Origin of the sequence: Sinorhizobium sp. FG01 (assembly GCF_002531875.1) — a bacterium.
GTDB lineage: Bacteria > Pseudomonadota > Alphaproteobacteria > Rhizobiales > Rhizobiaceae > Sinorhizobium > Sinorhizobium fredii_C.
The window spans coordinates 65,317-91,995 of the sequence record NZ_NWTB01000008.1 but is presented as its reverse complement, the minus strand read 5'-3'; the positions used below and the strand labels follow the sequence as shown (position 1 = coordinate 91,995).

Genomic DNA, 26,679 nt, shown 5'->3' with positions numbered 1-26,679 from the left:
TCCCCGCGAGCGGGGAGAGGGCTAGGGTGAGGGGCTATTGCAAACTCTCAGTACGGCGCCTCTACCTTCCCCATGCCGACATAGACGGTCTTGAGCTCGGTATAGTGATCGAGCGCCGCGATCGAGTTCTCCCGCCCAAAGCCGGACTGCTTCGAGCCGCCGAAGGGTATTTCCACCGGTGCGAGGTTGTAGGCGTTGATCCACAGCGTGCCGGCTTCGAGCTGGTCGATCACCCGGTGGGCGCGGGTGAGGTCGGCGGTGAAGATGCCGGCGGAGAGACCAAACTCGGTCGCGTTCGCCCGGGCGACGACCTCGGCCTCGTCGTCGAAGTCGAGCACGCACATCACCGGCCCGAAGATTTCTTCGCGGGCGATCGTCATCTCATCGGTGACGTCGGCAAAGACGGTCGGCTGGATATAGGTGCCTTCGCTGTTCACATCGTTCGGGATGCCGCCGCCGGTGAGGAGCCGCGCACCTTCCTCCTTGCCTTTGTCGATATAGGAGAGCACCTTGTCGCGCTGCGCCCTCGACACCATCGGCCCGAGTTGCGTCCCCTCGTCCATGGGGTCGCCGATGACGATCGCCTCGGTGCGCTCCTTGAGTCGCGTCAGGAACGCTTCCTTGATCTTCCGCTGCACGAAGACGCGGGTGCCGTTGGAGCAGACCTGGCCGGTCGAATAGAAATTGCCGAGCATGGCGCCGCCGATGGCGCTTTCGAGGTCGGCGTCGTCGAAGACGATCAGCGGCGACTTGCCGCCGAGCTCCATGGTGACGTGCTTCAGTTCGGCCGCTGCGGCCGCTGCCACCTTCTTTCCGGTCGGCACCGAGCCGGTCAGCGACACCTTGGCGACGTCGGGATGGTTGACGAGCAGCGGGCCGGTCGAGCGGTCGCCCTGGATGACATTGTAGAGCCCTTTCGGCAGCCCCGCCTCTGTGAGGATCTCGGCGATCTTCAGCGCTCCGAGCGGCGTGTTCTCCGACGGCTTGAACACCATCGCATTGCCGGCAGCGAGCGCCGGCGCACCCTTCCAGCAGGCGATCTGCTGTGGGTAATTCCAGGCGCCGATGCCGACGCAGACGCCGAGCGGCACCCGCTTGGTATAGGCGAAGTCCTGCCCAAGCGGGATATAGTCGCCGTTGAGCGCGGCGGCCGCGACGCCGCCGAAGAACTCGAAGCTGTCGGCGCCCGAGGTCGGGTCGGCGACAATCGTCTCCTGGATCGGCTTGCCGGTGTCGAGCGTCTCAAGCTCGGAGAGCTCGCGATTGCGCTCGCGCATGATCTCGGCGGCGCGCTTGAGGATGCGGCCGCGCGCCGTCGGGCTCATCGCCGCCCATTCCGGCTGTGCCCGCTTCGCCGCCGCTATTGCCTTCTCGACGATTGCCGGCGTTGCCGCATGCAGCCGGGCGATCACCTCGCCGGTCGCCGGATAGATGCTCTCGATCGTCGTGCCGGCCGCATCCTCGACATATTCGCCATCGATGAAGTGCGAGGCTTTCGGTTGGGCTTTCATCTCATTCTCCCCGCGGATAGCGTTTGGATTCCTCGAGATTGTCGAGGTTCATGTGGTTGCGCATGTAGCGCTCGGATGCCTTCTGCAGCGGCTGGTGATCCCAGGGGTAATAGGCGCCGTTGCGGAGCGCCTCGTAGACCACCCAGCGACGCGCCTGGCTTTCGCGCACGGCGGCGTCGAAAGCCTCCATGTCCCAATGGGCGGCGCGCATGTCGCGAAATGCGGCGAGCGTCGCCTGATCGACGGGGCCGCGCGGCTTTTCCGCAAGATTGGTGAGTTCCAGCGGGTCGGCATCGACGTCGTAGAGCTGGTCCGGATCGAGCGTGCAGTGGACGTATTTCCACTTGCCCTCGCGAATCGCGACGAGCGGCGCGTAGGAAGCCTCTGCCGCATATTCCATAAGCACCGGCTCGGTGCGCTCCGCGCCGTTGATCATCGGCACGAGGCTGACCCCATCGGTCCAGGGCTGTATTTCATCCATCGAAATACCGGCCAGATCGGCCAGCGTCGGCGTCACGTCGAGATTCGATGTCGGCGTCAGATGCAGACCCGGCGTGACGCCCGGTCCGGTCACCATCAGCGGCACGCGCGCCGAGCCTTCGAAGAAGTTCATCTTGAACCACAGGCCGCGCTCGCCGAGCATGTCGCCGTGATCGGAGCAGAAGAGGATCAGCGTGTTGTCGAGCATCCTCGTCCGCGCCAGCGTATCGACGAGCTCCCCGACTTTCTCGTCGAGATAGGAGATATTGGCGAAATAGGCGCGGCGCGACTGGCGGATGTTTTCCTCGGTCAGCTCAAAGTTCTCGTAGTCGCAGGACAGCATGATGCGCTGCGAATGAGGATCCTGCTCCTCGAAGGGGATGGCGTCCACTTTCGGCCGAAGGTGCTCGCAATCTTCGTAGAGGTCCCAGAATTTTCGGCGCGCGACATAGGGGTCGTGCGGGTGGGTGAAGGAGACGGTGAGGCACCAGGGTCGGCGGTCCTTGTCGTCGTTCTCCCGCGAAAGCTGGTAGAGCTTCTGGTTCGCCAGAAACGCCACCTCGTCGTCGTACTCCATCTGGTTGGTGATCTCGGCGACGCCGGCGCCGGTGACCGAGCCGAGATTGTGATACCACCAGTCGATGCGCTCGCCGGGCTTGCGATAGTCCGGCGTCCAGCCGAAATCGGCCGGATAGATATCGGTCGTCAGCCGTTCCTCGAAGCCGTGCAGCTGGTCCGGACCGACGAAGTGCATTTTGCCGGAAAGCGCGGTGTAGTATCCCGCCCGCCGCAGATGGTGCGCATAGGTCGGGATCGACGACTGGTACTCCGCGGCATTATCGTAGACGCGCGTGCGGCTCGGCAACTGCCCGGCCATGAAAGACGCACGCGCCGGGGCACAGAGCGGCGAGGACGTGTAGTTGTTGCGGAAGCGCGCCGAGCGGTCGGCGAGCGCCTTCAGATTGGGCGCATGCAGGAAGTCGGCGGGACCGTCCGGGAAGAACGTCCCATTCAGCTGGTCCACCATGATGATCAGGATATTCGGCTTCCTGGCGGTCACGTTGTCGGTTCCTTGATGGTTCAGTTCCACATCTTGCTCTGAGTTTTGCCCCTCTGCTCGGGTTAAACCCGAGGACTAGCCCTCTCCCCGCAGGCGGGGAGAGGGGACAGGGCGGTGCGGCATATCCCTTCTCCCTGCGAGCGGGGAGAAGGTGGCGGCAGCCGGATGAGGGGCGACCAATTCGCGAGAACGGAGTTGAGGGGCCACAAGCTCACCCACCACGCGCCCGCAAATGCGCATTCACATAATCTTCCGTCAGCGCGATCGAAGCCTCGATGCTGATCGGCGCCGATTTCAGACTTTGCCGAATGTAAAGTCCGTCGATCATCGCAGCCGCGCCCTCGGCAATACGCTCCGCGTCATCAGCCGGGCAGAGCGCCTTGAGGCTGGCGAGCAGATTGGAGCGCAGCCGCCGCGCATAGATGACGAGAAGGCGCCGCACGTCCTCGGAGCGCTGCGCCTCGGAATAGAAGGCGAGCCAGGCGGCGACCGTCTCGGGGGCGAACTGGTCGGCCCGGAAGCTGACACGGATCAGCGCGCTCAGCTTTTCCCGCGGTGTCCGTGCTGCCCGGATCGCGGCTACGGCGTCGCGGCGCAACTGCCCGAGCAGGCTGCGAATGGTGGCGATCAGCAACTGATCCTTGCTGCCGAAATAGTGATGCGCCAGCGCCGGCGAGACGCCGGCCGTGCGGGCGATGTCGGACATGGTGACGGCAAGCGTTCCCTGATCGCCGATCACGCGCAGCGCCGCGTCCACCAGCGCCTTGCGGCGCACCGGCTCCATTCCGATTTTCGGCATCTCCCGAGCTCCTTCGTGAGGCAGTCTATTTTTGATTGATGCATCAATCAATAAAAATCCACATGCTTTTTCCCTTTCTTTTTGCTTGGAAATCCGGCTCAATCACGAGGTAGCGCTCGTGCTCGTCGCCTGGACTGAGGTTGAATATGACCAACACGTTCGATCCCAGCGGAAGACAGACCGTGGCGGGAAAGTGGGGATGGTTCGTCGCGCTCGGCGTGCTGCTGATCATGGCCGGCGGCATTGCCTTCGGCAATCTGCTGATGGCGACCGTCGCCTCCGTCTATTACGTCGGTCTCATCATGCTGATCGGCGGTCTGCTCAACCTCGCTCAGGCCTATCAGGTCAAGGATTGGGGAGGCTTTCTCTTCTGGGTGCTGAGCGGTGGTCTCTATGCGGCAGCGGGCCTTTTCGCTTTCGTCAATCCGCTGCTCGCTTCGTCGATCCTGACCATCCTCATGGCGATGGCCCTGATCGTCGCCGGCGCCTTCCGGATCTGGGTCGGCTTCAGGCTCAGTCCGCTAGGCGGCTGGGGCTGGATCGTCATTGGCGGCCTTGTGACGCTGATTGCCGGTCTCGTCATCGCTGCCGGCTGGCCGGTCGACAGCCTCTGGATCCTCGGCCTGTTTCTGGCGGTAGACCTCGTCATGCAGGGTTTGGCGCTGATCGCCTTCGGTGTTCTCGTGAAGAGTTAGTCGGCTGCGCGCGTGAAGGAAGACCCGTCCGCAAGCGGCCTTCACAAAACTTTCACATTGGCGAAAGCTTTCATTGACGCTTGCCGCCGATGCTGGCGGCCGGTCCGTCCGTCATATCCTGGAGTCCGGCATGCCCGCCGCCGCAGAACTTCTGTCGTTTCGCCGCTTCGGCGACGATCAGATCGTAACGCTTGCCAAGCTCGTCATTGAAAACGCCTTCCAGCCGATCGTCGAAGCGACCACCGGCGCCGTATTCGGCTATGAGTCGCTCCTACGCGGTTTCGATCGGCTGGGCTTCGCCTCGCCGCTCGAACTGCTCGACAGGGCGGAGGGCGCCGGGCAATTGCTGGCCCTCGAACATCTGATCAACAGCCGCGCCGTCGCCGCCTTCGCGACGCTGCCGGATTTTGCGTCGCGTACGCTCTTCCTGAATTTCGACTCGCGGCTGGTCGGCGGCGAGGGCGACATCGTCGAGCGCCTCGTTAATCACCTGAAGCGCGCCAATATCGCCCCGTCGTCGCTCTGCTTCGAGATCTCGGAGCGCTTCGACAGCGGCAAGATCCCGGACTTCTCGGCCCTCGTCCGGCAATTGCGGCTTGGCGGCTTCAAGCTGGCGATCGACGATTTCGGTGCCGGCTTCAACGGGCTGAAACTGCTCTGCGACCAGCCCGTCGACTATGTGAAGATCGACCGGCACTTCGTCTCCGGCATAGAGAGGGACCCGCGCAAGCGGCACCTCCTGCGCCACACCGTCAACATGGCGCATGTGCTCGGTACCCGGGTGATTGCCGAAGGGGTCGAGACGGAAGACGAGTTTTTGGTCTGCCGCGATCTCGGCTGCGACCTGATACAGGGCTATTTCGTCGCGCGCCCGACGACACACTTGAATGAGCTTCAGCCGGTCTATCCGCATCTCGAGCCGGGCGTCCGCCGGCTTTCGTCGACGCTGGACAGCATCCTGATCCGCAAGGAGATCGAGCAACTGCCGACCGTCAGGGAAAGCGATGACCTCGATTCCGTCTTCGATCTTTTCCGGCGCAACCCGCGCCAGGCGTTCTTCCCGGTGCTGAACGCCAACGGCGAGCCGCGCGGCATCCTGCACGAGTACCACGTGAAGGAGATGATTTATCATCCCTTCGGCCGCGATCTTCTGAAAAACCGCATCTACCAGCGGCGCATTTCGCACTTCGTCACGCCGGCGCCAATCGCCGATCTCGATACGCCGGCCGACGAGATGCTGAAGATCTTTGCCGGCATGGACGGCAGCGACTGCGTCATCCTGACGGAGAACATGCGGTATGCCGGCATTCTCTCAGCCTCGTCACTCCTGAAGATCATCAACGAGAAACAGTTGAAACTGGCGCAGGAGCAGAACCCGCTGACCGGCCTGCCCGGCAACCGTGCAATCCGCGACCACGTCCAGCAGGCCATTCTCGACGGCGATGAGACGCGCTATTTCTGCTATTGCGATTTCGACGACTTCAAGCCCTTCAACGACAGCTACGGCTTCCAGAAGGGTGACCTGGCGATTACCCTGTTTGCCGCGCTTTTGCGGCGCCATTTCATCGGCGAGGAAAAGTTCCTCGGCCATGTCGGCGGCGACGACTTCTTCGTCGGTGTGAGCGGGCTCGCCGAAGCGGAGCTTCGCGCCCAGCTGATGCGCCTCATCGACGATTTTCGTTCGGATGTCCGCCAGCTCTATTCGCCGGAGCATCAGGCGGCGGGTTGCATCAGTGGATATGGCCGTGACGGCGGAGCGAAGGACTTCCCGCTGATGCGCTGTTCGATCGCGGTGCTCGTCCTGCCGGCCGGTTTCATACTCTCCGACAGCCAGACGGTGAGCACTAGGATCGCCGAGATCAAGGCGCGGGCCAAGGCAAGTGAGACAGGCCTGGTGCTGGAACTGATCACCCGCGAATGAACCTTGGCGAGGCATGGCCTTTCCTGAGCCGCGGGCCGGCTATAGGTATAGGCGCTTCGAGCGCTTCGCGAGGATACTGCCATGACTATCCCGACCGAAATGACCTATGTCGATTTGCCGAGCCCGGGTGGCGCGGAAAACATGGTTCTTACGCGCGGACCGCTGCCGGAGCTTAGGTCCGGCGAGATTTTGATCCGCGTCGAGGCCTTCGGCGTCAACCGGCCGGACGTGCTGCAGCGCAAGGGCGACTATCCGCCGCCGCCCGGCGCGAGCCCCGTTCTCGGCCTCGAGATCGCCGGCGAGGTCGTCGAGCTTGGCGAGGGGGCGGCGGGTTTTTCGGTCGGCGACAAGGTCTGCGCGCTCGCCAATGGCGGCGGCTATGCCGAATTTTGCGCGGTGCCGGCGACGCAGGCGCTTGCCTGGCCGAAGGACTTTGATGCGGTCAAGGCCGCGGCCCTGCCGGAGACCTTCTTCACGGTCTGGGCCAATGTCTTCGACATGGCGGGCCTGAAGCCTGGCGAGACCATCCTCGTGCACGGCGGTTCGAGCGGCATCGGCACGACGGCGATCCAGCTTGCCAACGCCTTGGGCGCCCAGGTCTTCGCGACGGCCGGCAGTGCGGCGAAGTGTACCGCCTGCGAGACGCTCGGCGCGAAGCGGGCGATCAACTACCGCGAGGAGGATTTCAAGGCCGCCGTGCTCGAGGCGACGGGCGGCCGCGGCGTCGATGTCATCCTCGATATGGTCGGCGGCCGCTATTTCGGCCGCAACCTCGCCTCGCTGGCCAAGGACGGACGCCTGTCGATCATCGGCTTTCTCGGCGGGGCGCGCGTCGAGGACGCCAATATCGCCGCGATCCTGACCAAACGGCTGCATGTGATGGGGTCCGCATTGAGACCGCGTACGGCGGAGGAGAAACGAGCGATCCGCGACGGACTTGCGGGCCGGGTCTGGCCGCTCTTGGAAGCAGGCGACGTCGCGCCGGTCATACACGCGGTCTTGCCCTTTGAAGAGATTGCGGACGCCCACCGCCTGATGGAAGAGGGCGACCATATCGGCAAGATCATGATGACGATTACCAGGGATTAGACGATGGTTGCCCTTGTATTGCCGCGGACATGAACTACCTTGGCTATATCGGCAACAACAGAAAGGAAGGTGATCCAATGTCTAATGAGATTTCGGACCTCGTGACAGGCATCGGAGAGGTGAAGGAGTCGAGGCAGCCCTCGGCTTGATCCCCGCCTTCCTCGGGCCCGCCAGGCCCAGCCATTCACAAGGCCAAAACTCATGGAAGGGTCGCTAGCGCGGCCCTTTTCCATTTTCAGGTCAAATCCCGACCCGGCCGATCGCCGGTATCTTGATGCCTGGCCGGGCAAGATCGATGCCGGCCACCAGCCCCATGAAATGCAGTTCCAGGCCGCTGCGCCAGCCGGCCGAAATCCCGGCGATGCCATAGAGCGTCGCATGCAGGTCGCGGCCGTCCGCGTCGATGTGGAACAGTTTGCCTTCCGGCAGATAGTCGCGGCCGACCGCATCGGGCGGCAGCACGGTGTCGAGTTCGGGCACCGAGCGCAGCACATGGGCGACGAAGGTGTTGGAGTTCGGCCCCGGCCAGAGGCGGTAGGTGCCGGGCGAGGAGTAGGGATAGGCGGCAATCGCCTGTTCGACCTTCGGGATCAGCCGCTTCGCTTCCTCGCCGGATACGGCGGCAACGATGCGCGGCTCGTTCGAATACCAGCGGCCATCGGCCCGATAGGCGTTCTTGCGGATCGGCCGCCCCCAGCCGACCTTTTCATAGCGGTTGTATGTGGAAGCGCCTTCGTCCTTCGTGACGATCCAGGCGTGGCTGGCCACGGCGCCCTTCATGCCTCCGGTCGTTGCCGAGAAGACATAGATCGCTGCCTGCGGACTGATGGATGCCTCGGGGAGGATGCCTGCCGATGACCAGTCCGCGTCACGCCAGCTCTGCGGCCTTTCCTTGAAGTACCACAGCCCTGCCGACGCCAGCGCCGGCAGCAGGTAGATGATGGCGAAGACGATCAGCAGCCGGCGGAGGATTTTCATCGACGATGTCTTTTCTGCGGATGGATTCCTGATAGATGCATAGCCCAAACTTGGAAAATTGAGGGCAAGACATGTCGAATCCGGTCGTGGTCGAAGTGACGCGCGGAAATCTGGTCGAAAGCCGCCACCGCGGGGCGGTCATCGCCGTCGGCGGCGACGGCAAGACGCTGTTCGCGCTCGGCGACACGGAAGCGGCCGTGTTCCCCCGTTCGGCCTGCAAGGCGATGCAGGCCCTCCCGCTCATAGAAAGCGGCGCCGCGGATGCCTACGGCTTCGACGACAAGGCACTGGCGCTTGCCTGCTCATCGCATTCCGGCGAGCCGGAACATGTGGCGCTGGCCGCCAAGATGCTTTCCGCCGCCGGCCGCGATGTCGGCGCGCTTGAATGCGGCGCCCATTGGTCCTTCTACCAGAAGAACCTGATTGCGCAGGCGCGCACCCTCGAAAGGCCGAGCGCACTGCACAACAATTGCTCCGGCAAGCACGCCGGCTTTATCTGCGCCTGCTGCCACTCCGGCACCGAGGTCGAGGGCTATGCCGGCTACGGCCATCCGATCCAGCAGGAAATCCGCGGGATCATGGAAAGCCTGACAGGCGCGCTTCTCACCCAGGATAACTGCGGCGTCGATGGCTGCTCGATTCCGACCTATGCGGTGCCGATGAAGGGCCTCGCCCATGGCTTCGCCCGCATGGCGACGGGCGCGGGCTTGGACGCGGTGCGGGCACGCGCCTCCAAGCGCCTGATCGGGGCCTGCATGGCCGAGCCCTTCTATGTTGCCGGCACCGATCGCACCTGCACGCGGCTGATGAAGGCGGCACCCGGGCGCATCTTCGCCAAGACCGGTGCCGAAGGGGTGTTCTGCGCCGCGATCCCGGAAAAAGGCATCGGCATCGCAGTCAAGTGCGAGGACGGCACGACGCGCGCGGCCGAGTCTATGGTCGCGGCGACGCTCGCACGCTTCTTCGCGGACGAGCCGCAGGTTCACGCAGCGCTGATGGCTCAGGCCAACCACTCGATGCACAATTGGAATCGTATCCATGTCGGCAACGTGCGCGTGACCGAGGCCTTTATCGCGTGACCTACAACGCCGCGCGTCTTAAGGAAACATGCGGCAGCGTTCGGAAGTCTCTCTATGCCGTGATCAGCGCGGTGGTGCCGTCCTGATAGGGCGATAGAAGGTCGGCTTCCATGTCCGCGGGTACGACGAGGCCGGCAAGGTCGCTGACGCTCATGATGCTGTGCGGAGAGGCTGAGCCGAATTTCTCCGGCGTGGCGAGCACGTAGGTTTCAGCCGCGCGCCGGGCGATCGCCCGCTTTATCGCCGCCTCCTCGTAGTCTCCGGTCGAGAGCCCATGGGCCGGATGAATGGCGGTGACCCCGAGAAAGAAAATGTCGGCCCGGATTTGCTCGATCGCCGCGAGCGTGGCGGAGCCGGTTGTCACCATCGAGTGCTTGTAGAGCCTGCCGCCGACCAGGACCACTTCCGCGTCGTGACGCTCGAGCTCTGCGGCGATCGTCGGGCTATGCGTGACGATGGTCACGCGGAGGTCGTACGGCAGAGCTCGGGCGATCTCTGCATTGGTTGTGCCGCCGTCGAGAAAGACGACCTGGCCGGCCTTAACGAGGCCTGTCGCGCGGCGGCCGAGTCGGCGCTTGACGTTGCTGGCGATAGCCCCGCGGGCGGCAAAATCCGGAAGCGGCGGCGTCAGCGGCAGGGCTCCTCCATGAACCCGCTTCAACAGGCCCTCGGCCGCCATTTCCCTGAGGTCGCGGCGGATCGTGTCTTCCGAAAGCCCGAGCTCGTCGGCAATCGCCTTTGCAACAATCTGCCCGTCGCGCGCAAGTCTTGCCGAGATCATCGCTCGTCTCTGTGTCGTCAGCATCGATTCCTCCTTGACTATCCACGAAATTGCATGAAGTCTCCTGAAAATTCCAGAAATATCTGGAATTTTCGTGCAAAAACCGTGGAGAAAGTTGATGCTTATTCTGATTGCTGGACCCTATCGCTCGGGTACGGGCGACGATGCGGCCAAAATGGCGGCCAACTTGAAGCGTCTGGAGGAGCCGTCCTACGCGCTCTTCAAGGCTGGGCACGTACCGATGATCGGCGAATGGGTGGCCTTGCCGGTATGGCATGCAGCGGACGGTCGCCACGTGGGCGATGATCTCTATGAGGAGATCTTTCACCCGGTGGCCGGCCGCTTGCTAGCCCTTTGCGACGCCGTACTGCGGTTGCCCGGCGACTCGAAGGGAGCGGACAATGACGTGCGCATAGCGCGCGAGCGCGGCATTCCGGTCTACTATCGTCTTGAAGACGTGCCGGGCTGCGCCGGTACGCTGGTCGCCTGAGCACCGGGTCCGGCGGATCGCCGCCGGACCTTCCGCCCTTGTCAATCGCCGCGTTTTCATCTCTTCTGCAAAGGCAATTCGCGCTTCCGCGCCGCCACCTTGAGAGGCAGAACGATGCTGAAACTGTTTTATACGCCCGGGACCTGTTCGCTTGCCTCGCATATCGCGCTCGAGGAGACCGGAGCTGCCTATGAAGCGCATCGTATCAATTTTTCCAAGGCCGAGCAGACGAAGCCCGAATATCTCGTCATCAATCCGAAGGGAAGGGTACCTGCGCTCGTGACCGATCGTGGCATCTTGACCGAGACGCCAGCCATCCTCGCCTATATAGCCCAGAGCTTTCCCGCGGCGCGGCTTGCACCGATCGAGGACGCATTCGAGTTTGCGCGGCTGCAGTCGTTCCTGAGCTATCTCTGCTCGACGGTGCATGTCGCTCACGCTCATGCGCGGCGAGCGGCACGCTGGGCCGACGACCCGGCTGCGCACGAGGCGATGATGGCGAAGGTGCCGCAGAATATGGCCAATTGCTTCGCCTTGATAGAAAGCTCCATGTTCGCCGGCCCCTTCGTGATGGGCCGGAACTACACGATCGCCGATCCCTATCTCTTCACAATTGCCAGTTGGCTTGAAGCGGACGGCGTCGATCCGGCGCGCTTCCCGAAGGTTCTCGATCATCGCAACCGAATGGCCGCACGGCCCGCCGTCGCCAAGGTGCAGGCAGTCGTGCAGTCATGATACCGCGGGTCACGTCGGGTTGCAGGTGGCGAAGCGATCTGCCAGCCGTTTCGGCGCTTTTTCGCGCCAGGCGGCGATCAGCCGTTGCGTCAGCACATCGTCGTCGATGACCGAGAGCCTTACCAACATCGCCGGCCATCCCTTGTAGTGGTCGGTCTCGAAAAAAAGCGACGGATCGAGTTCCATCAGCATCTCCTTTTCTTCGAGCGCACACATCACCACCAGCGTTTCGGCGTCCTTCATCCGTACGAAGCTCTTGCCTTTGACGAGTAGCGCCGGCGTCCCATAGGACGTGCCGACGGTCATTTCCGGCAACGCCGCGGCTTCTGCCAGCCGCCACACGCGCTCGAAGGAACGCTTCATCTCGTCCGTCATGGATTTCCTCGGCAAACCGAAGGACGTTGCGGATCATAGCTCAGCCGCCGTCGCCGATCACTGTGGTCGCAAGCCCCGCTCGCCGCAGCGCGCGGCCATGGCCATCCGGGAAACGGCAGGTCCGCCAGCGCGCGTTCATCCATGCGGGCGAGATCGGGATGCTGGAGAGGATCTCGCGACCAGGCGGGAGCCGCTTCGGTAAGATCGTCAGAGGCGATCCCGATACGTTTCAGTATAGAGAAGACCTTCAGCATGGCGCTATCCTTCTTCGAGGCCGCCGTAGTCCCGCATCTGCGGTCGAATGCGGTTAAAACCTTTGCAGCCATTCGCTCTCCTTCCGGGGAGCCTTGCAGCAGAATCGGCCGGTTCGGCGAAATTTACAATTGAGATTGCCAGATCTTATGTTTAGAAAAACTATATGAAGGAACTGAACACGATCCATTTGAATGGGCTACGTGCGGCGGAGGCAGTGGGTCGCCTGGGTTCGCTCGCCGCCGCGGCCGACGAACTCGGCGTGACCCCCGGCGCCGTCAGTCAGCAGATTGCCAAGATTGAGGCGCAGCTTGGGCGTACGCTCTTCGAGCGCTCGCCGCGCGGACTTGTGGTAACGGATAGCGCCCGCCCGCTCATGATGCGGCTCTCGAATGCTTTTGCGGAACTCGCCGAAGCCGTGGCGCAGGTGCGTCGTCGCGACGAGTCGGTATTGACGGTGTCTGTGGCGCCGGTCTTTGCGGCCCGCTGGCTGGTCTATCGGCTGAACCGCTTCGCCGAGCGCCATCCGGAGATCCGGCTGAGAATCGACGCGACCACGAGACTCGCCAATCTAGAAACGTCCGACGTCGATCTCGCCATCCGCGTCGGTGCGGGCGGCTGGCCGGGTGTGCGGGCCGAGCTGCTGTTGGAGCAGGAGGTCTTTCCCGTCTGCTCGCCGGCCCTGGCCGCGGGACTGCGCGAACCCGTGGATATCCTGAATCTGCCGGCCGTCATCGACGAGCACGCCATGTTCTCCTGGGAGGTGTGGCTGAAGGCGGCCTGTCTTTCCGGCGCCCAGATGACCGTGCGCCACACCTTCAACGATGCGTCGCTGGCGCTCGACGCGGCCATTGCCGGCCAGGGCGTGATGATTGCCTGGCAGACGCTCGCCGGCTATGCGGTGATGAAGGGCAGTCTGGTGGCGCCGTTCGGCATCCGCGCCAAGACCGGCTTCGGGCACTATTTCGTCACCTCGGCCTCGAGGCGTGAAAGCAAGGCCGTCACTGCATTCAAGCGCTGGGTGCGCGAGGAAGTGGAGGAGGGGATGCGGCAGCTCTCCGCTATTCCTTCTCCTTCAGCCGTTCTTCCATCATCGCCTTGAAGGCCGGGCGCGACTGGCAGCGCGCCAGCCATGCCTTGACGCCCGGGTGCTGCTCGAAAAGCGCCGCCTGGCTCATCGTATAACGGAACACCTCGGCGAGGTTGAGATCGGCGACCGTAAAGCGGCCCCCGACCAGGTAATCGCCGCCGTCGAGATGCGCCTCGAGCCTGGCGAAGGATTTCTCGAGCGACCGCACGCAGGCGGCGATCACGGCCTGCCCGTCCGGTGTGTTCTCGATGCCGGCGTCATAGGCGAGGACGATCTTGACCGCGTGCGGCTCGACTTCGGTCGCCGCCCACATGGTCCAATTGCCGATCTGTCCTTCCTCGGCAAGGTCGGCCGGCGCCAGCGGCCCGCCATGCTTGCGGGCGAGATAGAGATTGTTGGCAAGCGATTCCGTCAGCACCAGCCCGTCGTCGTCGATCGCCGGAATAAGCCCCGTCGGGTTGACGGCGAGAAAGCTCGGCGAGCGCGTGTTGATCGGCGCGTCCGCTGCCAGCGGATCGGCAAGGCGACGCGCCTGGATAACCGGCACCGATTGGAACGGAACGCCGAGTTCGCGGGCCATCCAGTAGTTGCGCGATGCGCGCGAGCGGTAAACACCATAAATCGTCAGCATCTCGGCCTCCTTGGTTGGCAATGCCGCGATTGCATACGCAATTGCCGATGCCTGGCGAAGCCGTCCATGTTGATGTGCGCATGAAATCTTTTGATGCGAACCGCTCTGCGGCCCGGTCGCACCGAGGCAGCGCCTGTTAACGGTTGCAAAGTGCGGTACCACAATCGTGATCGGGTATTTACTGGCGCAAGTTCGGCTCCAGCCGTAAATGCAAGCTTGGAGTGAGGGGGCAAGAATGTTTTTGGCTTGCGTCCTCCTCCGACTTGTCGATATCGATCACCCGGATGGCTTTCGTCGACAAGGCCATCGCGATTTCGCTGCAGGAGCGGGACGATGCACGTTGCGCGTCGCGCCGCTCTCCTTTCTCGCCGCACTCAAACCCGTCAGAGTTCGATGTCATCACTGCCTGTCTTTTCCCGCCGCCAGTTTCTTCGCACGTCCGCGGTTGCGATCGCCTCTGCCGGTCTTGCGGGCTGTACATCGTCGATGAACACCGACCGCTTTCGCCAGGAAACGATGCCGGTCTATCGCAATCCGGCGCTCGAAAACCGTTGGGTCGATCCGGCTATGCTCGAAGAGCCGCTGACCGGCCTGCCGCCGCAGGACGCCTACTACGCCGATATTTACGCGCAGCGGGAGGATGGCGGCTTTCTCATTCCGGCGGTGCCCTACCACCAGATCGACCCGCGCTTCTATCGTCAGGAGGTCAGTGACCCGTTCGGCGAGGCGCCGGGGACGATCGTTGTCGATACGGCGGACCGCTATCTCTACCTGATCGGATCCGGCGGCAGCGCCACGCGCTATGGCGTTGGCCTCGGCCGCGAAGGCTTCGCCTGGTCGGGCCGCGGCGTCATTCAGTGGAAGCAGAAATGGCCGAAATGGACGCCGCCGGATTCGATGATCGTCCGCCAGCCGGTGCTCGCCAAATATTCGGCGGACAATGGCGGCATGCCGCCGGGCCTCGACAATCCGCTCGGCTCGCGCGCCCTCTATATTTTCCAGAACGGCCAGGACACGCTCTATCGCGTCCACGGAACGCCGGAATGGCAGTCGATCGGCAAGGCCGTTTCTTCTGGTTGCGTCCGCATGATCAACCAGGACGTGATCGACCTCTATGATCGCGTGCGCGGAAAGGCGCCGATTCTCGTCGTCTGACGACGGCGAGCCGCGCGTCTGCACGGATCAAGCGGTCTGCGTTCCCTCGTCCTGGCTGTCGGCCAGGCGTTGCGTCAGCCGATGCAGCGCCTCGCGCAGTTCGCCGACCTCCTCAAGGCTGCAACCCGTCGCCTTGCCGATCTCCGCAAGAATCTTGAAGGCCTCGGTCTTCAGGCGCCGGCCGCTTTCCGTGAGGCTGACGATGACCTGCCTTTCGTCGGCCGGGTCGCGCATTCGCCCGACATAGCCGGCTGCCTCCAGCCGCTTGAGCAGGGGCGAGAGAGTGCCGGAATCGAGACCCAGTTCCTCGCCGATCCGTTTCACCGTCATGCCGTCCCGTTGCCACAACGCCAGCAGCACGAGATACTGCGGATAGGTGAGCCCGAAGCGGTCGAGGAGCGGCTTGTAGGCCCGGTTGAAGGCGTGCGTCGCGGAATAGACGGCAAAGCAAAGTTGCTGGCCGAGCGCCAGCGCCTCGTCGGGGAATGGGTTTCCAGTCTTCACCGCTTTGGTCGTCATTCCCGGATTGTCGCAAATTCACGCCCCAAATGCAATTTGCAAAATTAATTTGCGTCCAATTTAATATTGCGCTATTGAAAGGCGATCCACAACGAAGCCAGCAAGGAGAACTGCCATGCCCATTCTTTATCGCACCACCGCATCTGCCTCCGGGGGCCGCGCCGGCGAGGCCAAGAGCGCCGACGGCGTTCTCGACGTCACCCTCACCGTGCCGAAGGAACTGGGCGGCGATGGGGCACGCGGCACGAATCCGGAGCAGCTTTTTGCCGCCGGTTATTCCGCCTGCTTCCTCGGCGCGCTCAAGTTCGTGGCCGGCAAGGAGAAGGTAAAGCTTGCCGAAGACACGAAAGTGACAGGAACGGTCGGCATCGGTCCGCGCGACGACGGCACCGGCTTCTACATCGATGCGGCGCTTGAGATCTCTTCACCCGGCGTCGACAAGGCCGTGCTCGAGGACCTGGTCCAGAAGGCGCATATCGTTTGCCCCTACAGCCATGCGACGCGGGGCAATGTCGACGTGAAACTGTCGGTGGCCCGATAGGAAACGTCATTGTGAACTGAAGTCCGCGGCTGCGGGCTTCAGTTCAGGCTACGGCCTTTTGCCGCTCACCTATCGCTTCAGGCTGCCGAGAATGCCGCGGACCAGTGCCCGTCCCACCTGGGTTGCGACCGTACGGGCGACAGACTTCATCGCCGCCTCCATGATCGTTTCGCGCTGATAGCCTGTGGAGCGCGGCCGGGCCTGGCGGCCGGACGCTGCCTCCTTCTCGTCGTCCCCGAAGCCGGGGAGGGTCCAGCGGCTGCGGCCGGCCTCGTCTTCGGCGGCCTGCGCTTCGGCCCGTTCGGCGGCCTCAGCGGCCTTTTCAGCCCGTTTGGCGAGGAGCTCATAGGCGGATTCCCGATCGAAGTCCTCGTCATAGAGCCCACGCACCGGGCTGACATTCATGACATTCTGGCGCTCGGCCTCCGTCAGCGGACCGAGCCGCGAGGCCGGCGGCCGGATCAAGGTCCGCTCGACCATGGACGGCGACCCCTTGCCCTCGAGCGTCGAGACCAGCGCCTCGCCGGTGCCGAGATTGGTGATCACCTCGGCGCAGTCGAAATTCGGATTGGGGCGGAACGTGTCGGCCGCGGTCTTCACCGCCTTCTGCTCGCGCGGCGAATAGGCGCGCAGCGCATGCTGGACGCGATTGCCGAGCTGAGCGAGCACGGTTTCGGGCACGTCGAGCGGGTTCTGGGTGACGAAATAGACGCCGACGCCCTTCGAACGGATCAGCCGGACCACCTGTTCGACGCGCTCGACGAGGACCTTCGGCGCGTCGTTGAAGAGCAGGTGCGCCTCGTCGAAAAAGAACACCAGTTTCGGCTTGTCCGGATCGCCGACCTCAGGCAGCTCCTCGAAAAGCTCCGACAGAAGCCAGAGCAGGAAGGTGGCATAGAGCCGCGGGTTCATCATCAGCTTGTCGGCGGCAAGCACCGAGATTGCGCCGCGCCCGTCATTCGTCGTGCGCATGATGTCGGTGATCTTCAGCGCCGGCTCGCCGAAGAAGTGCTCGGCACCCTGTTGTTCGAGGATCAGGAGTTCGCGCTGGATGGAGCCGACGGAGGATTTCGAGATGAAGCCGAACTGATTGGAGAGTTCGCTCGCATTCTCGCCCATGTAATTCAGCAGCGACTGCAGGTCCTTGAGGTCGAGGAGCGGCAGGCCGCCCTCGTCGGCGATCTTGAAGGCGATGTTCAAGACTCCTTCCTGGGCATCGCTGGCGTTCATCAGCCGCGACAGGAGAAGCGGCCCCATTTCCGACAGCGTCGTGCGGACGCGATGGCCCTTCTCTCCGTAGAGATCCCAGAAGATCACCGGAAATTCCTGGAAGTCATAGGGCGAGAGGCCGATCTGCTCGGCGCGCTTGAGGAGGAAGTCCTTGGCCTCACCGATGGCGCCGATGCCGGAAAGATCGCCCTTGACGTCGGCGCAGAAGACCGGAACGCCGGCGTTCGAGAAACCCTCCGCCAGGATTTGCAGCGTTACGGTCTTGCCGGTACCGGTGGCGCCGGTGATCAGGCCATGGCGGTTGCCGAACTTCAGTTCGAGATATTCGGGCTTGTTGATCGCATCGTCCGGCTTGCGGCTGGTCCCGATATAGAGCTTGCCTTCCTGTTGCATGGCATTCTTCTCCGAATCGATTTTGTCAATGGAACCGGGCATTTGCCGGATGTCGTACGAAGTCCGTCATCGAAATATTGCTCGGTTCTGTTATAGGCTGTGCACTGCGGCCCGGCAACACGGGTTGTAGGCGAGGCAAGGCCTCGCCGGGCTGCAACGCCGCATATGTTGACGCAGGACGGATATGTGTTCCGGTGCTATTGTCATTTCGGAAGCGATATTTTACCTTGACGTCAACGTCAAAATTGCACGAGGAGATTTCCATGAGTGAACTGGTTACGCGGGTGGCGGAAAATGTCGGTCTCGAGCCCGCGACGGCCGAGAAGGCAGTGGGCATGATCCTCGGCTTTCTCCAGCGCGAAGCGGCCGAAGGCCCGGTCGCCCGGATGATCGAGGCTATCCCCGGTGCGCCGGAATTGGTCGCTCAGTACAATGGCGAGGGCGGCAATGGCGGCGGCCTGCTCGGCGGCCTCCTGTCGGCCATCGGCGGCGGCGGCGTCATGGCGCTCGGCCAGCAGCTGATGAGCCAGGGATTGGGCATGGGCGAAATCACCGCGCTCGCCAGGGAAACCATTGCCTATGCCAAGGAAAAGGCCGGCGACGAGGTCGTGGACGAGGTCGTCGCCTCCGTTCCGGGTCTCAGCCAGTTCGTCTGATTCTGCGATCAATCCCCTCTGACCGGCAGGCCAGAGGGGCAGCAATCCCTCTCATCCGTCCCACTCGGGCGCAAGGTCCGCCGGGTTGACGATTCGCCCGTCCGGGCGGGCGAGGCCGCGGATCGCCGCCATTTCTTCTCGTGTCAGCGCAAAATCGAAGATCGCGAAATTTTCTTCAAGCCGCGCCTCCGTGGCGGTTTTCGACAGTGCGATCACATCCTGCTGCTGCACCAGCCATCTGAGCACCACTTGCGCGGCTGTCTTGCCGTGGCGATCGCCGATGTCGTTCAGCAGTTGGTCGGAAGGCACCTTGCCATTCGCCATGGCATAATAGGCGGTGAGCGACATGCCGTGTTGCCGCGCCGCCTGCAGCACCTTCGTCTGGTCGAGATAGGGGTGGTACTCGACCTGGTTGGTCGCAATCGGCGCGTCGCTGAGGCGGACCGCCTCCTCCATCTGCGCCGTGTTGAAATTGCTGACGCCGATATGGCGGACCTTGCCCGCCTTCCGGACCTCGTTCAACGCCCCGATGCGCTCGGCCATCGGCACCTCGCTGCCGCCCGGCCAGTGCAGGAGCAGCAGATCGACGTGGTCCGTCTTCAGCTTTCTGAGGCTCTCGTCGACTGAGGCGAGGAAGTCGTCATGGCGGTACCGATCGACCCAGACCTTGGTCGTCAGGAAGATGTCGGCGCGCGGAATGCCTGAACGGTGGATCGCTTCCCCCACCTCCGCCTCGTTGCCATAGGCCTGCGCGGTGTCCACGTGGCGGAAGCCGATCTTCAGGGCTTTCGGCAAGATCCGAAACACCTCGGCGCCCGACATGCGGAAAGTGCCGAAGCCGAGGGCGGGGATGTTGGCGCCGTTCGAAATGACTGCATGCATGGGTGGCTCCTTGGTCGCGGCGGAGAAATAACGGACATGCCCCTATACTTGTCGCTGCCGGTCGCGGCTTCAAGCCGGCCAGCACGTCCTTCGCCGTCGATTCAGGGCGCCTTTACGGCGACGAGGAACAGGCGGGGAAAGCGCAGGAGCACCCGCCCGTCGGCCATGGCCGGATATTCCCTGCGGATCTTCTCAGCATAGGCGGCGAGGTAGTCCTTACGCCGGTTGGCAGGCAGTGCATCGAGATAGGGGCGCAAGCCCGTGCCCTTCACCCACTCGACGATGGCATTCGCGTTGGCCAGCGGGTGATAATAGACCGTGTGCCAGACCTCGACCCGCGCCGCCTTCGGGGCCAGCCTTTCGACATAGGTCCTCGGGGAGGGAAGCGGCATTCGCCGGATCGTCCGGCCGGCAAAAGCCGCTGCGAAAGTCCGTTCCTCGGCCGTCTCCTGCATCAGGAGATGCGAAGGCTCGTCGAGGTTGTCGGGCATCTGCACCGCAAGCGTTCCGCCCGGCAGCAGCGCCTCGACGAGACGCTCGAGGATATCGATGTGCTTCGGCAGCCATTGGAAGACGGCGTTGGCGAAGAAAAGCGCGGCCCCTGGCGGCGGCGTCCAGCCGGCAAGATCGACCCTCTCGAAGCGCAGGCCGAGCAGCCGTTTGCGAGCGGCCTCCAGCATGTCCTCGTCGCTGTCGATGCCGACGAGCGGATTGTTGGGGAAGCGTTCGAGGATAAGTTGCGTCGAATTGCCCGGTCCGCAGCCGAGGTCGAAGGCGGGGCCGGGCGGCAGATCGGGGACCTGCGCCAGGAGATCGCGCGCCGGCCGGGTTCGCTCATCCTCGAACTTTACATATTGCGCTGCCGACCAGGCCATCGGGCCGCTCCTTCATATGCCGACTTGCAGGCTTTCCAGCGAAGGGAGAATGAGTGCCGGGCCATAGTCCTGGTATTCGTCCGGCATGTCGGCGCGGTTGATCCACACCGTGCGGAAGCCGAACTTGGTGGCGCCGGCAATGTCGAAGCGGTTGGACGACTGGAACGAAACCGCATGCGGATAGAGCCGGTATTGCGTCGTCACCAGGTCGTAGACGGCTGGTGCCGTCTTGAAGGCCTTGACCGCATCGACCGAGAAGACGTCATCGATGATGATGTCGAGCGCGGCATTCTTGACGGCCGATGCAAGCATCGCCGGCGAGCCGTTCGAGAGAATGGCGATACGGGCGCCGCGCTCCTTCAGCCCCTTGAGCACGGCCGGAACCTCGGGGTAGCAATCGAGCGCCCAATAGGCGTCGAGCAACTGCTTCCTGAGCTTGGGATCGGCGGAGGGAAAGCGGGCAAAGGCGTAGTCCAGCGATTGCTCGGTCAGTTGCCAGAAATCGACATAGGCGCCCATCAGCGAGCGCACCCAGGAATATTCGAGCTGCTTGGCGCGCCAGAGTTCGGAGAAGGCCTGGCCGTCCGGACCGATCGCCTCGGCATGCCGGCGCACGGCCGCATGGACATCGAAAAGAGTGCCATAGGCATCGAAGACATAGGCCGCATGAGACATCGAACTCTCCCGTCTTTACCTCGTCTGCGGCGCTTTCCGATCGGTGCCCGCAGCGAAGGCTTCTTGCGACGAAGAACGCGCCGCTTCTCCATTTGTTTTTAGGGGATCATGTCAAATTTTTGTGCGCCGCACAATGCGTCTCATTCTCGCTGTGATTGTTCAGCCTTTCCAGAGCTTTGCAGGAAACCGCAGTGCCTGCTTGGCAAGCTTCCCCTTGAGCCCCAGCGTCGCGTCGCAGAGGCCGACCACATGACGGTTCGGCTTGGCCTCGGGGCGAAGCGCGTGCAGGGCTGCCGCCGCCCTTTCTGGTTCCATGTAGCGCGCCAATATGCCGAGCGTCAGCGCCGTCGAGCGGCCGATGCCCCTCAGACAGTGGACCAGCAGATGCGCGTCCTTTGGCAGCCCGTCGATGAAGGCGAAGGTCGCCTGGATCGCCTCGGCGCGCGCCGCATCCGGCGCATCCGGGTCGGTCGTATCGCCGAAATAGAGCTCCAGATGCCGCTCCGGCGGCAGGTCGATCATCGAAAGCAGACGGGTTGCGGGCGCCCGGATCGAGACGAGATGCGTCGGCGCCCAGTGCTGGCGGTTGTGCCGCGCCTCCGTCTGCGAGCTCACGATCACCCGCACCGGCCAGCCGCTCGGATGGGCCGGGTTCGTGTTAAGAACCGGCCGATAGAGTTCGTCTTCCGTGGCCCGAGCCGCAAGCGCCATGACGACACCTCCCTGATTCGTCTTGCTAGGCTGAGAATAACAGCGCGCCGTAACGAATCGGAATCCCCGATCAGAACCCCGTGATCACGCTGATGCCGAGGTCCGTCGCCCGGTCCATCGTCGTAAGCGCCGGCACCGCCTCCTCCAGCGATATCTCGCGGCCGATCAGCCGCTTCGGAACGAGCTTGCCGCTGGTGATCATCGACAGCATTGCGTCGTAGCGCCAGGGCTGCATGCCGTGGCTGCCGTAGATTTCGAGCTCGTGGCCGATCACCTGCGCCATCGGGATCTGCGGTGTTGCCTGTTCCGCCAGCATCAGCCCGACCTGGACATGGCGGCCGCGGCGGCGGAGGTTCCTGATCGAGTTGAAGCAGGTGACGGGCGAGCCGAGCGCGTCGATCGAGACATGCGCGCCGCCTCCGGTGATCTCCTTGACCGCGTCGGCGACATTCTCCGTCCCCCGCGCATTGATCGCGGCGACGGCGCCGAGCGTCCGCGCGAATGCGAGCTTCTCCTCGGAAATGTCGATGGCGATGGGATTGGCGCCGAGCGCCGCGGCGATCATGATCGCCGAAAGACCGACGCCGCCGCAGCCGTGCACCGCCACCCATTCACCGCCTCGGACGCGGGCCTGGTCGGCGATCGCCCGGAAGGATGTGGCGAAGCGGCAGCCGAGGCTGGCGGCGGTCGCAAAATCCATGCTCTCCGGCAGGTGCACGAGGTTCTGGTCGGCGAAGTCGAGTGCGACATATTCGGCGAAGGAACCCCAATGGGTGAAGCCCGGCTGGAACTGCGCCTCGCAGACCTGCTGGTTGCCGGAGCGGCATTCGCCGCAGCGGCCGCAGCCGGAAACGAAGGGCACGGTCACCCGGTCGCCGATCTTGTAGTTGAGGACGCCGCGCCCGGCGGCGGCGATCGTTCCGGCCAGTTCGTGGCCGGGCACATGCGGCAGGCGGATGTCCGGGTCGTGCCCCATCCAGCCGTGCCAGTCGCTGCGGCAGAGCCCGGTCGCCTCGACCTCGACGACGACGCCGTATTCGCTGGGCGTCGGATCGGGCAGCGTCCGGATTTCCGGCGTCTTCTCGAAGGCATCGTAATACATCGCTTTCATCGGCGATCGGTCTCCATTTTCTATTTTCGCCATTCTGGCACGCAGTTCGGGGAGGCTCCAGAATGGACGCCATGACATTTTTTGATGTACCCATTCACCCTGATGCTGCTTTTTCCGGCTAGAGCAGGAGGAGCGCACAGCGAGACGAGAGGAGAGTCCGATGGCCGTCGATACATCCCCCCGATCCACGACCTGGACCTATGTCGACGGCGAATGGCTTTCCGGCAACCCGCCGCTGATCGGCCCGACGTCGCACGCGATGTGGCTTGGCTCGACGGTGTTCGACGGCGCCCGCTGGTTCGACGGCATCGCCCCGGACCTCGACCTCCATTGCCAGCGCGTCAATCGTTCCGCGGAGGCGCTCGGCCTGAAGCCCACCATGGCCGCCGAGGAGATCGAGGCTTTGACCTTCGAGGGCGTGAAGAAATTCGACGGCAAGACGGCTATCTACGTGAAGCCGATGTATTGGGGCGAGCATGGGTCCTGGAGCGTCGTGGCGGTCGATCCGGAATCGACCCGCTTTGCGCTGTGCCTGTTCGAGGCGCCGATGGGCAACGCCCATGCCGGTTCGGCGCTGACGCTCTCGCCTTTCCGCCGCCCGACGCTCGAATGCATGCCGACGGACGCCAAGGCCGGCTGTCTCTATCCCAACAACGCCCGCATCCTCCAGGAAGCGCGCTCGCGCGGTTTCGACAATGCGCTGGTGCGCGACATGCTCGGCAACATCGCCGAGACCGGCTCTTCCAATATCTTCATGGTCCGGGACGGCGTCGTCTTCACCCCGGCCGCCAACCGCACCTTCCTCGCCGGCATCACCCGCTCGCGCGTCATGAGCCTGTTGCGCGAAGCTGGCTTCGAGGTGATCGAAACGACGCTGACGATGACCGATTTCGAGGCTGCCGACGAGATTTTCACCACCGGCAACTATTCGAAGGTGCTGCCGGTGACCCGCCTTGACGACCGCGATCTGCAGGCCGGCCCGATCACCGCCAAGGCGCGCGATCTCTACATGGACTGGGCGCATTCGAGCGGCGACGTCTAGGAGGGTTCAAGACGGGATATTCCGGCTGACAAAGGCGGTGTGAACCGGATAGGTTGATGCTCGGCCGGAGGCGGCCGGCAGCCCGCGTCCGACAAGGGCATGGCGAACGCCTCCACTGATCCTTGCTCACCCGTTCGACAGTCGGGCGAAGGCGTTGGTAATGCGGGCGCTGACGAAGGCTTCGCCGTGACGAGGAACGGAAATGCGCGACTATCGCGATGCCAAGGCCATGGCGAAGGCCCTGCGTGAGGCCCTTGCCGACCATCAAATGACGATCGCCCACAGCGAGGCGCTTGAGATCGTCGCCCGCCAGTTCGGGCTTGCCACCTGGAACATCCTGTCGGCGAAACTCGAAGCCGCGGCAGCCGCTCGAGAGAGCGCCGAGATCGCGTTCGAGCAGGCCGTGCCGATCGTTCGGATCTTCGACGTGGCAAAGGCCCACGAATTCTATCTTGGCTTCCTGGGCTTCACGGTCGACTGGGAACACCGCTATGGCGACGATTTCCCGCTTTACACGCAGATCTCGCGAGGCGGACTGAAGCTGCATCTATCCGAGCATGCGGGAGACGCGACGCCCGGCGGCAACATGTGCGTCTACATGACGGGCATCCGCGCGTTCCACAAGGAACTCATCGCCAAGAACTACCGCTACATGCGGCCGGGTCTCGAGGATGAAGGAACGCGGCTCGAGGTGACAGTCATCGACCCGTTCAACAACCGCATCCGCTTCATGGAGCTGAAGGAGGGATAGGTCGGCCGCCTATCTGATCGGGAGGCCGCAGCGATGCCCGGCGCTAGCCGGATCGAACGGTCTCCCGACTATGAACCGCACTCCGACCTCAAGTCTCGACCGGCCGGACGACGACATCGGCGGCCGATCGCGTCGTCGGCCCATGATGAACCGCCTCGATATTGTTGCCGTCGGGATCCAGCAGAAAGGCGGCGAAGTAGCCCGGGTGATAGGGACGCTTGCCGGGTGCGCCATTGTCCGTGCCGCCATTGGCGAGACCGACATCGTAAAAGCGCTGCACCGCGTCCGGCCCGGAGGCCTGGAAGGCGATATGGACGCGGGTACGATAGTCGTCCGCCTGGTCGACGAAGAACTCGTCGAAGGCGAAAAACGCGTCGGTCTCGTGGGTTGGTCGATGGCCGAGGGCGCCAAGCACTGCCTGATAGAAGCGCTTGCTGACGGCGAGATCCTCGACGCGCAGATGTACGTGGTCAATGAGACGGCCCTGATGGAACTCCATTCTTTCCTCCTGTGCCGAGGGCGAAGTCAGTTGGCTCGTCTCCGTAAGGTAGGACAGGAATCCTCAGCGTCGACATTCGCGTCAAACGCGCACCCAGCGCCGAATGAAAGTATTTTGCGCGGCTCAGGGAATTTTTGGCACCGCATCGGTTGCCTCCCGCCAAGGCGGTGCCTATGTTCCCGCTCACTGATTTCCGTCACGAAATCTAATGCCAAGAGGAGATGCCACAATGGCTTTCGAATTGCCGAACCTTCCCTATGACTACGATGCGCTCGCGCCCTACATGTCGCGCGAGACGCTCGAATACCACCACGACAAGCATCACCTCGCCTATGTGACGAACGGCAACAAGCTCGCCGAGGAAGCCGGTCTGTCGAACCTTTCGGTGGAGGAAATCGTCAAGAAGTCCTACGGCACCAACCAGCCGCTGTTCAACAATGCCGGCCAGCACTACAACCACGTCCACTTCTGGAAGTGGATGAAGAAGGGCGGCGGCGGCACCAGCCTGCCGGGCAAGCTCGACGCGGCCATCAAGTCCGATCTCGGCGGCTACGACAAGTTCCGCGCCGACTTCATCGCCGCCGGCACCGCCCAATTCGGTTCCGGTTGGGCCTGGCTCTCGGTCAAGAACGGCAAGCTCGAAATCTCCAAGACCCCGAACGGCGAAAACCCGCTCGTGCACGGCGCCTCGCCAATCCTCGGCGTCGACGTCTGGGAGCATTCCTATTACATCGATTACCGCAATGCCCGTCCGAAATACCTCGAGGCTTTCGTCGACAATCTCATCAACTGGGATTACGTCCTCGAAATGTACGAGGCAGCGGCGAAGTAACCCTTTGGTTGTTTATGCACGAAATTCGGCCCGGCGCTTGCGTCGGGCCTTTTCGTTGTCGGTCCGCCGGCGAGACTGATATCTGCTTCGCGATCAATCACAGAGTGCCCGAAGCGAAAGATGGAACGGCATTTATCTTCCAGCCGGCGATCCACGCTTGCCGAAGCTTCTCGCCTTCGCCGCGGAAGAAGGCGCCGATCGGCTCGCAATGCTCCACCCGGTCGGCGCGGAAGTTGCGGATGTCCTGGCGCAATTCGCACCAGGCGACCATCATCGCATGCTCCGAATAGTAGATCAGCGCCAGCGGCCGCACCGTGCGTTCCGTTGTCCGCCCGAGTTCGTCGCGGTAGTCGAGCGCGAGTTTTTGCTCGTCGCGGATCGCGCGGCGGATCATGGCGAGGTCGACCGCAGGCGGCGGGGCGGCGATCGTGCCCCAGGCATGGAGCGCTTGCGAGTGGAACGCCTGGCGCAGCGGTTGGGGCACGGCGCCGGTGATCTTGCGGTTGACGCGCTGGGCTGCGGTCTTCAATTCCTCGTCGCCGGTACGCGCCAGCAGCGCCAGCGCCAGGACGATCGCTTCCGTCTCCTCGATCGAAAACATCAGCGGCGGCAGATCGAAGCCGGGCCTCAAGATATAGCCGAGACCGCGCTCCCCTTCGATCGGCACGCGCATTGCCTGCAGGGCGACGATATCGCGATAGATCGAGCGCGGCGTGACCTCTAGTTTCTCGGCAATCTGGGCGGCCGTGATCGGTTTACGGGCAAGCCGCAATATCTGGATGATCTCGAAAAGCCGCGCCGCCTTGCGCATGGCGAAAACTCCGGAAGTCCGAACGCTCCT

Annotated in this window: 30 protein-coding genes; 13 read left to right on the top strand and 17 right to left on the bottom strand. The window is 63.4% G+C overall.

Annotated elements, in window-relative coordinates; all coding sequences use genetic code 11:
• Positions 1-47 precede the first annotated feature (47 nt).
• From betB to betI, 3 genes are all read right to left on the bottom strand, one after another.
• Positions 48-1,511, bottom strand: coding sequence for a betaine-aldehyde dehydrogenase (gene betB / locus CO656_RS14825; protein WP_037413469.1), 1,464 nt, complete (start codon positions 1,509-1,511; stop codon positions 48-50).
• Position 1,512: 1 nt separating this feature from the next.
• Complete coding sequence (gene betC / locus CO656_RS14820) at positions 1,513-3,051, bottom strand: choline-sulfatase (RefSeq protein ID WP_037413756.1); 1,539 nt, start codon at positions 3,049-3,051, stop codon at positions 1,513-1,515.
• Between the two features lie 211 nt (positions 3,052-3,262).
• On the bottom strand, positions 3,263-3,850 hold the full coding sequence (gene betI, locus CO656_RS14815; RefSeq protein ID WP_037413471.1) for a transcriptional regulator BetI: 588 nt from the start codon (positions 3,848-3,850) through the stop codon (positions 3,263-3,265).
• A gap of 146 nt (positions 3,851-3,996) precedes the next feature.
• Between betI and CO656_RS14810 the strand changes: the two genes are divergently transcribed.
• The 3 genes from CO656_RS14810 to CO656_RS14800 all read left to right on the top strand — a co-directional run bounded on the left by CO656_RS14810 (position 3,997) and on the right by CO656_RS14800 (position 7,555).
• Positions 3,997-4,545, top strand: a complete 549-nt coding sequence (locus CO656_RS14810) for an HdeD family acid-resistance protein (protein ID WP_037413474.1) — start codon at positions 3,997-3,999, stop codon at positions 4,543-4,545.
• Between the two features lie 130 nt (positions 4,546-4,675).
• Positions 4,676-6,466 (top strand): GGDEF domain-containing protein, encoded by a 1,791-nt coding sequence (locus tag CO656_RS14805; RefSeq protein ID WP_097526381.1) that lies wholly within the window; start codon positions 4,676-4,678, stop codon positions 6,464-6,466.
• A gap of 81 nt (positions 6,467-6,547) precedes the next feature.
• Positions 6,548-7,555, top strand: coding sequence for an NAD(P)H-quinone oxidoreductase (locus CO656_RS14800; RefSeq protein ID WP_037413476.1), 1,008 nt, complete (start codon positions 6,548-6,550; stop codon positions 7,553-7,555).
• 240 nt (positions 7,556-7,795) lie between these two features.
• Here CO656_RS14800 and CO656_RS14795 read toward each other — a convergent pair whose 3' ends face one another.
• Positions 7,796-8,533, bottom strand: coding sequence for a DUF3750 domain-containing protein (locus CO656_RS14795; RefSeq protein ID WP_097526267.1), 738 nt, complete (start codon positions 8,531-8,533; stop codon positions 7,796-7,798).
• A gap of 71 nt (positions 8,534-8,604) precedes the next feature.
• Here CO656_RS14795 and CO656_RS14790 point away from each other — a divergent pair, with 71 nt between their 5' ends.
• Complete coding sequence (locus tag CO656_RS14790) at positions 8,605-9,612, top strand: asparaginase (protein ID WP_097526266.1); 1,008 nt, start codon at positions 8,605-8,607, stop codon at positions 9,610-9,612.
• Between the two features lie 52 nt (positions 9,613-9,664).
• Here CO656_RS14790 and CO656_RS14785 read toward each other — a convergent pair whose 3' ends face one another.
• The gene (locus CO656_RS14785; protein WP_037413483.1) at positions 9,665-10,417 is read right to left on the bottom strand and encodes a DeoR/GlpR family DNA-binding transcription regulator; all 753 of its coding nucleotides are present in this window, start codon (positions 10,415-10,417) and stop codon (positions 9,665-9,667) included.
• Positions 10,418-10,511: 94 nt separating this feature from the next.
• Between CO656_RS14785 and CO656_RS14780 the strand changes: the two genes are divergently transcribed.
• Complete coding sequence (locus CO656_RS14780) at positions 10,512-10,883, top strand: NUDIX hydrolase (RefSeq protein WP_037413485.1); 372 nt, start codon at positions 10,512-10,514, stop codon at positions 10,881-10,883.
• Positions 10,884-10,997: 114 nt separating this feature from the next.
• On the top strand, positions 10,998-11,618 hold the full coding sequence (locus tag CO656_RS14775) for a glutathione S-transferase (protein ID WP_037413488.1): 621 nt from the start codon (positions 10,998-11,000) through the stop codon (positions 11,616-11,618).
• 9 nt (positions 11,619-11,627) lie between these two features.
• Here CO656_RS14775 and CO656_RS14770 read toward each other — a convergent pair whose 3' ends face one another.
• Positions 11,628-11,993, bottom strand: a complete 366-nt coding sequence (locus tag CO656_RS14770; protein WP_097526265.1) for an MmcQ/YjbR family DNA-binding protein — start codon at positions 11,991-11,993, stop codon at positions 11,628-11,630.
• Positions 11,990-12,247: a hypothetical protein gene (locus tag CO656_RS14765; RefSeq protein ID WP_141471730.1), complete on the bottom strand. Its 258-nt coding sequence runs from the start codon at positions 12,245-12,247 to the stop codon at positions 11,990-11,992. The genes CO656_RS14770 and CO656_RS14765 overlap by 4 nt, the downstream gene beginning before the upstream one ends.
• A 164-nt stretch (positions 12,248-12,411) precedes the next feature.
• Between CO656_RS14765 and CO656_RS14760 the strand changes: the two genes are divergently transcribed.
• Positions 12,412-13,347, top strand: a complete 936-nt coding sequence (locus tag CO656_RS14760) for a LysR substrate-binding domain-containing protein (RefSeq protein WP_037413492.1) — start codon at positions 12,412-12,414, stop codon at positions 13,345-13,347.
• Here the strand turns inward: CO656_RS14760 and CO656_RS14755 are convergent.
• Positions 13,307-13,966 (bottom strand): glutathione S-transferase family protein, encoded by a 660-nt coding sequence (locus CO656_RS14755; RefSeq protein WP_097526264.1) that lies wholly within the window; start codon positions 13,964-13,966, stop codon positions 13,307-13,309. The genes CO656_RS14760 and CO656_RS14755 overlap by 41 nt on opposite strands.
• Positions 13,967-14,359: 393 nt before the next feature.
• Between CO656_RS14755 and CO656_RS14750 the strand changes: the two genes are divergently transcribed.
• Entirely contained in the window at positions 14,360-15,121 is a 762-nt protein-coding gene (locus tag CO656_RS14750; protein WP_037413496.1) for a L,D-transpeptidase family protein, read from the top strand.
• Between the two features lie 27 nt (positions 15,122-15,148).
• Here the strand turns inward: CO656_RS14750 and CO656_RS14745 are convergent, their stop codons facing one another.
• Positions 15,149-15,640, bottom strand: coding sequence for a MarR family transcriptional regulator (locus tag CO656_RS14745; RefSeq protein ID WP_097526263.1), 492 nt, complete (start codon positions 15,638-15,640; stop codon positions 15,149-15,151).
• Positions 15,641-15,755: 115 nt separating this feature from the next.
• On the opposite strand from CO656_RS14745, the gene CO656_RS14740 reads away from it, so the two are divergent.
• Positions 15,756-16,181: an organic hydroperoxide resistance protein gene (locus CO656_RS14740; protein WP_097526262.1), complete on the top strand. Its 426-nt coding sequence runs from the start codon at positions 15,756-15,758 to the stop codon at positions 16,179-16,181.
• A gap of 69 nt (positions 16,182-16,250) precedes the next feature.
• Here the strand turns inward: CO656_RS14740 and CO656_RS14735 are convergent, their stop codons facing one another.
• The gene (locus CO656_RS14735; RefSeq protein WP_097526380.1) at positions 16,251-17,804 is read right to left on the bottom strand and encodes a helicase HerA-like C-terminal domain-containing protein; all 1,554 of its coding nucleotides are present in this window, start codon (positions 17,802-17,804) and stop codon (positions 16,251-16,253) included.
• 263 nt (positions 17,805-18,067) lie between these two features.
• Here CO656_RS14735 and CO656_RS14730 point away from each other — a divergent pair, with 263 nt between their 5' ends.
• A complete protein-coding gene (locus CO656_RS14730; protein WP_037379449.1) occupies positions 18,068-18,460 on the top strand; it encodes a hypothetical protein in 393 nt (130 codons plus the stop codon).
• 51 nt (positions 18,461-18,511) lie between these two features.
• Here CO656_RS14730 and CO656_RS14725 read toward each other — a convergent pair whose 3' ends face one another.
• The 5 genes from CO656_RS14725 to CO656_RS14705 all read right to left on the bottom strand — a co-directional run bounded on the left by CO656_RS14725 (position 18,512) and on the right by CO656_RS14705 (position 22,714).
• The gene (locus CO656_RS14725; RefSeq protein ID WP_037413501.1) at positions 18,512-19,342 is read right to left on the bottom strand and encodes an aldo/keto reductase; all 831 of its coding nucleotides are present in this window, start codon (positions 19,340-19,342) and stop codon (positions 18,512-18,514) included.
• A 101-nt stretch (positions 19,343-19,443) separates the two neighbouring features.
• The gene (gene tam / locus CO656_RS14720) at positions 19,444-20,217 is read right to left on the bottom strand and encodes a trans-aconitate 2-methyltransferase (RefSeq protein WP_097526261.1); all 774 of its coding nucleotides are present in this window, start codon (positions 20,215-20,217) and stop codon (positions 19,444-19,446) included.
• Between the two features lie 12 nt (positions 20,218-20,229).
• A complete protein-coding gene (locus tag CO656_RS14715) occupies positions 20,230-20,892 on the bottom strand; it encodes a haloacid dehalogenase type II (protein WP_037379455.1) in 663 nt (220 codons plus the stop codon).
• Positions 20,893-21,051: 159 nt separating this feature from the next.
• Entirely contained in the window at positions 21,052-21,603 is a 552-nt protein-coding gene (locus CO656_RS14710; RefSeq protein ID WP_097526260.1) for a phosphatase, read from the bottom strand.
• 70 nt (positions 21,604-21,673) lie between these two features.
• Entirely contained in the window at positions 21,674-22,714 is a 1,041-nt protein-coding gene (locus CO656_RS14705; RefSeq protein ID WP_097526259.1) for a zinc-dependent alcohol dehydrogenase family protein, read from the bottom strand.
• A 160-nt stretch (positions 22,715-22,874) separates the two neighbouring features.
• On the opposite strand from CO656_RS14705, the gene CO656_RS14700 reads away from it, so the two are divergent.
• Together CO656_RS14700 and CO656_RS14695 are read left to right on the top strand one after the other, a co-directional pair.
• Entirely contained in the window at positions 22,875-23,756 is an 882-nt protein-coding gene (locus tag CO656_RS14700) for a branched-chain amino acid aminotransferase (protein ID WP_097526258.1), read from the top strand.
• 202 nt (positions 23,757-23,958) lie between these two features.
• Complete coding sequence (locus CO656_RS14695) at positions 23,959-24,507, top strand: glyoxalase superfamily protein (protein ID WP_097526257.1); 549 nt, start codon at positions 23,959-23,961, stop codon at positions 24,505-24,507.
• Between the two features lie 88 nt (positions 24,508-24,595).
• Here the strand turns inward: CO656_RS14695 and CO656_RS14690 are convergent, their stop codons facing one another.
• Positions 24,596-25,006: a VOC family protein gene (locus CO656_RS14690; protein WP_097526256.1), complete on the bottom strand. Its 411-nt coding sequence runs from the start codon at positions 25,004-25,006 to the stop codon at positions 24,596-24,598.
• Positions 25,007-25,235: 229 nt separating this feature from the next.
• Here CO656_RS14690 and CO656_RS14685 point away from each other — a divergent pair, with 229 nt between their 5' ends.
• The gene (locus CO656_RS14685; RefSeq protein ID WP_037413517.1) at positions 25,236-25,838 is read left to right on the top strand and encodes a superoxide dismutase; all 603 of its coding nucleotides are present in this window, start codon (positions 25,236-25,238) and stop codon (positions 25,836-25,838) included.
• Between the two features lie 97 nt (positions 25,839-25,935).
• Here CO656_RS14685 and CO656_RS14680 read toward each other — a convergent pair whose 3' ends face one another.
• A complete protein-coding gene (locus CO656_RS14680) occupies positions 25,936-26,649 on the bottom strand; it encodes a YafY family protein (RefSeq protein WP_097526255.1) in 714 nt (237 codons plus the stop codon).
• Positions 26,650-26,679 lie beyond the last annotated feature (30 nt).

Coding starts and splice junctions, on each gene's coding strand:
- tam (WP_097526261.1), bottom strand. CDS start 20,217: ATGGCCTGGTCGGCAGCGCAATATGTAAAGTTCGAGGATGAGCGAACC.
- CO656_RS14770 (WP_097526265.1), bottom strand. CDS start 11,993: ATGACGGACGAGATGAAGCGTTCCTTCGAGCGCGTGTGGCGGCTGGCA.
- CO656_RS14795 (WP_097526267.1), bottom strand. CDS start 8,533: ATGAAAATCCTCCGCCGGCTGCTGATCGTCTTCGCCATCATCTACCTG.
- CO656_RS14775 (WP_037413488.1), top strand. CDS start 10,998: ATGCTGAAACTGTTTTATACGCCCGGGACCTGTTCGCTTGCCTCGCAT.
- CO656_RS14790 (WP_097526266.1), top strand. CDS start 8,605: ATGTCGAATCCGGTCGTGGTCGAAGTGACGCGCGGAAATCTGGTCGAA.
- CO656_RS14695 (WP_097526257.1), top strand. CDS start 23,959: ATGCGCGACTATCGCGATGCCAAGGCCATGGCGAAGGCCCTGCGTGAG.
- CO656_RS14690 (WP_097526256.1), bottom strand. CDS start 25,006: ATGGAGTTCCATCAGGGCCGTCTCATTGACCACGTACATCTGCGCGTC.
- CO656_RS14745 (WP_097526263.1), bottom strand. CDS start 15,640: ATGACGACCAAAGCGGTGAAGACTGGAAACCCATTCCCCGACGAGGCG.
- CO656_RS14725 (WP_037413501.1), bottom strand. CDS start 19,342: ATGCATGCAGTCATTTCGAACGGCGCCAACATCCCCGCCCTCGGCTTC.
- CO656_RS14730 (WP_037379449.1), top strand. CDS start 18,068: ATGAGTGAACTGGTTACGCGGGTGGCGGAAAATGTCGGTCTCGAGCCC.
- betI (WP_037413471.1), bottom strand. CDS start 3,850: ATGCCGAAAATCGGAATGGAGCCGGTGCGCCGCAAGGCGCTGGTGGAC.
- CO656_RS14760 (WP_037413492.1), top strand. CDS start 12,412: ATGAAGGAACTGAACACGATCCATTTGAATGGGCTACGTGCGGCGGAG.
- CO656_RS14750 (WP_037413496.1), top strand. CDS start 14,360: ATGTCATCACTGCCTGTCTTTTCCCGCCGCCAGTTTCTTCGCACGTCC.
- CO656_RS14700 (WP_097526258.1), top strand. CDS start 22,875: ATGGCCGTCGATACATCCCCCCGATCCACGACCTGGACCTATGTCGAC.
- CO656_RS14785 (WP_037413483.1), bottom strand. CDS start 10,417: ATGCTGACGACACAGAGACGAGCGATGATCTCGGCAAGACTTGCGCGC.
- CO656_RS14740 (WP_097526262.1), top strand. CDS start 15,756: ATGCCCATTCTTTATCGCACCACCGCATCTGCCTCCGGGGGCCGCGCC.
- CO656_RS14780 (WP_037413485.1), top strand. CDS start 10,512: ATGCTTATTCTGATTGCTGGACCCTATCGCTCGGGTACGGGCGACGAT.
- CO656_RS14755 (WP_097526264.1), bottom strand. CDS start 13,966: ATGCTGACGATTTATGGTGTTTACCGCTCGCGCGCATCGCGCAACTAC.
- CO656_RS14765 (WP_141471730.1), bottom strand. CDS start 12,247: ATGCTGAAGGTCTTCTCTATACTGAAACGTATCGGGATCGCCTCTGAC.
- CO656_RS14715 (WP_037379455.1), bottom strand. CDS start 20,892: ATGTCTCATGCGGCCTATGTCTTCGATGCCTATGGCACTCTTTTCGAT.
- CO656_RS14735 (WP_097526380.1), bottom strand. CDS start 17,804: ATGCAACAGGAAGGCAAGCTCTATATCGGGACCAGCCGCAAGCCGGAC.
- CO656_RS14705 (WP_097526259.1), bottom strand. CDS start 22,714: ATGAAAGCGATGTATTACGATGCCTTCGAGAAGACGCCGGAAATCCGG.
- CO656_RS14680 (WP_097526255.1), bottom strand. CDS start 26,649: ATGCGCAAGGCGGCGCGGCTTTTCGAGATCATCCAGATATTGCGGCTT.
- CO656_RS14685 (WP_037413517.1), top strand. CDS start 25,236: ATGGCTTTCGAATTGCCGAACCTTCCCTATGACTACGATGCGCTCGCG.
- CO656_RS14800 (WP_037413476.1), top strand. CDS start 6,548: ATGACTATCCCGACCGAAATGACCTATGTCGATTTGCCGAGCCCGGGT.
- CO656_RS14805 (WP_097526381.1), top strand. CDS start 4,676: ATGCCCGCCGCCGCAGAACTTCTGTCGTTTCGCCGCTTCGGCGACGAT.
- CO656_RS14810 (WP_037413474.1), top strand. CDS start 3,997: ATGACCAACACGTTCGATCCCAGCGGAAGACAGACCGTGGCGGGAAAG.
- betB (WP_037413469.1), bottom strand. CDS start 1,511: ATGAAAGCCCAACCGAAAGCCTCGCACTTCATCGATGGCGAATATGTC.
- CO656_RS14710 (WP_097526260.1), bottom strand. CDS start 21,603: ATGGCGCTTGCGGCTCGGGCCACGGAAGACGAACTCTATCGGCCGGTT.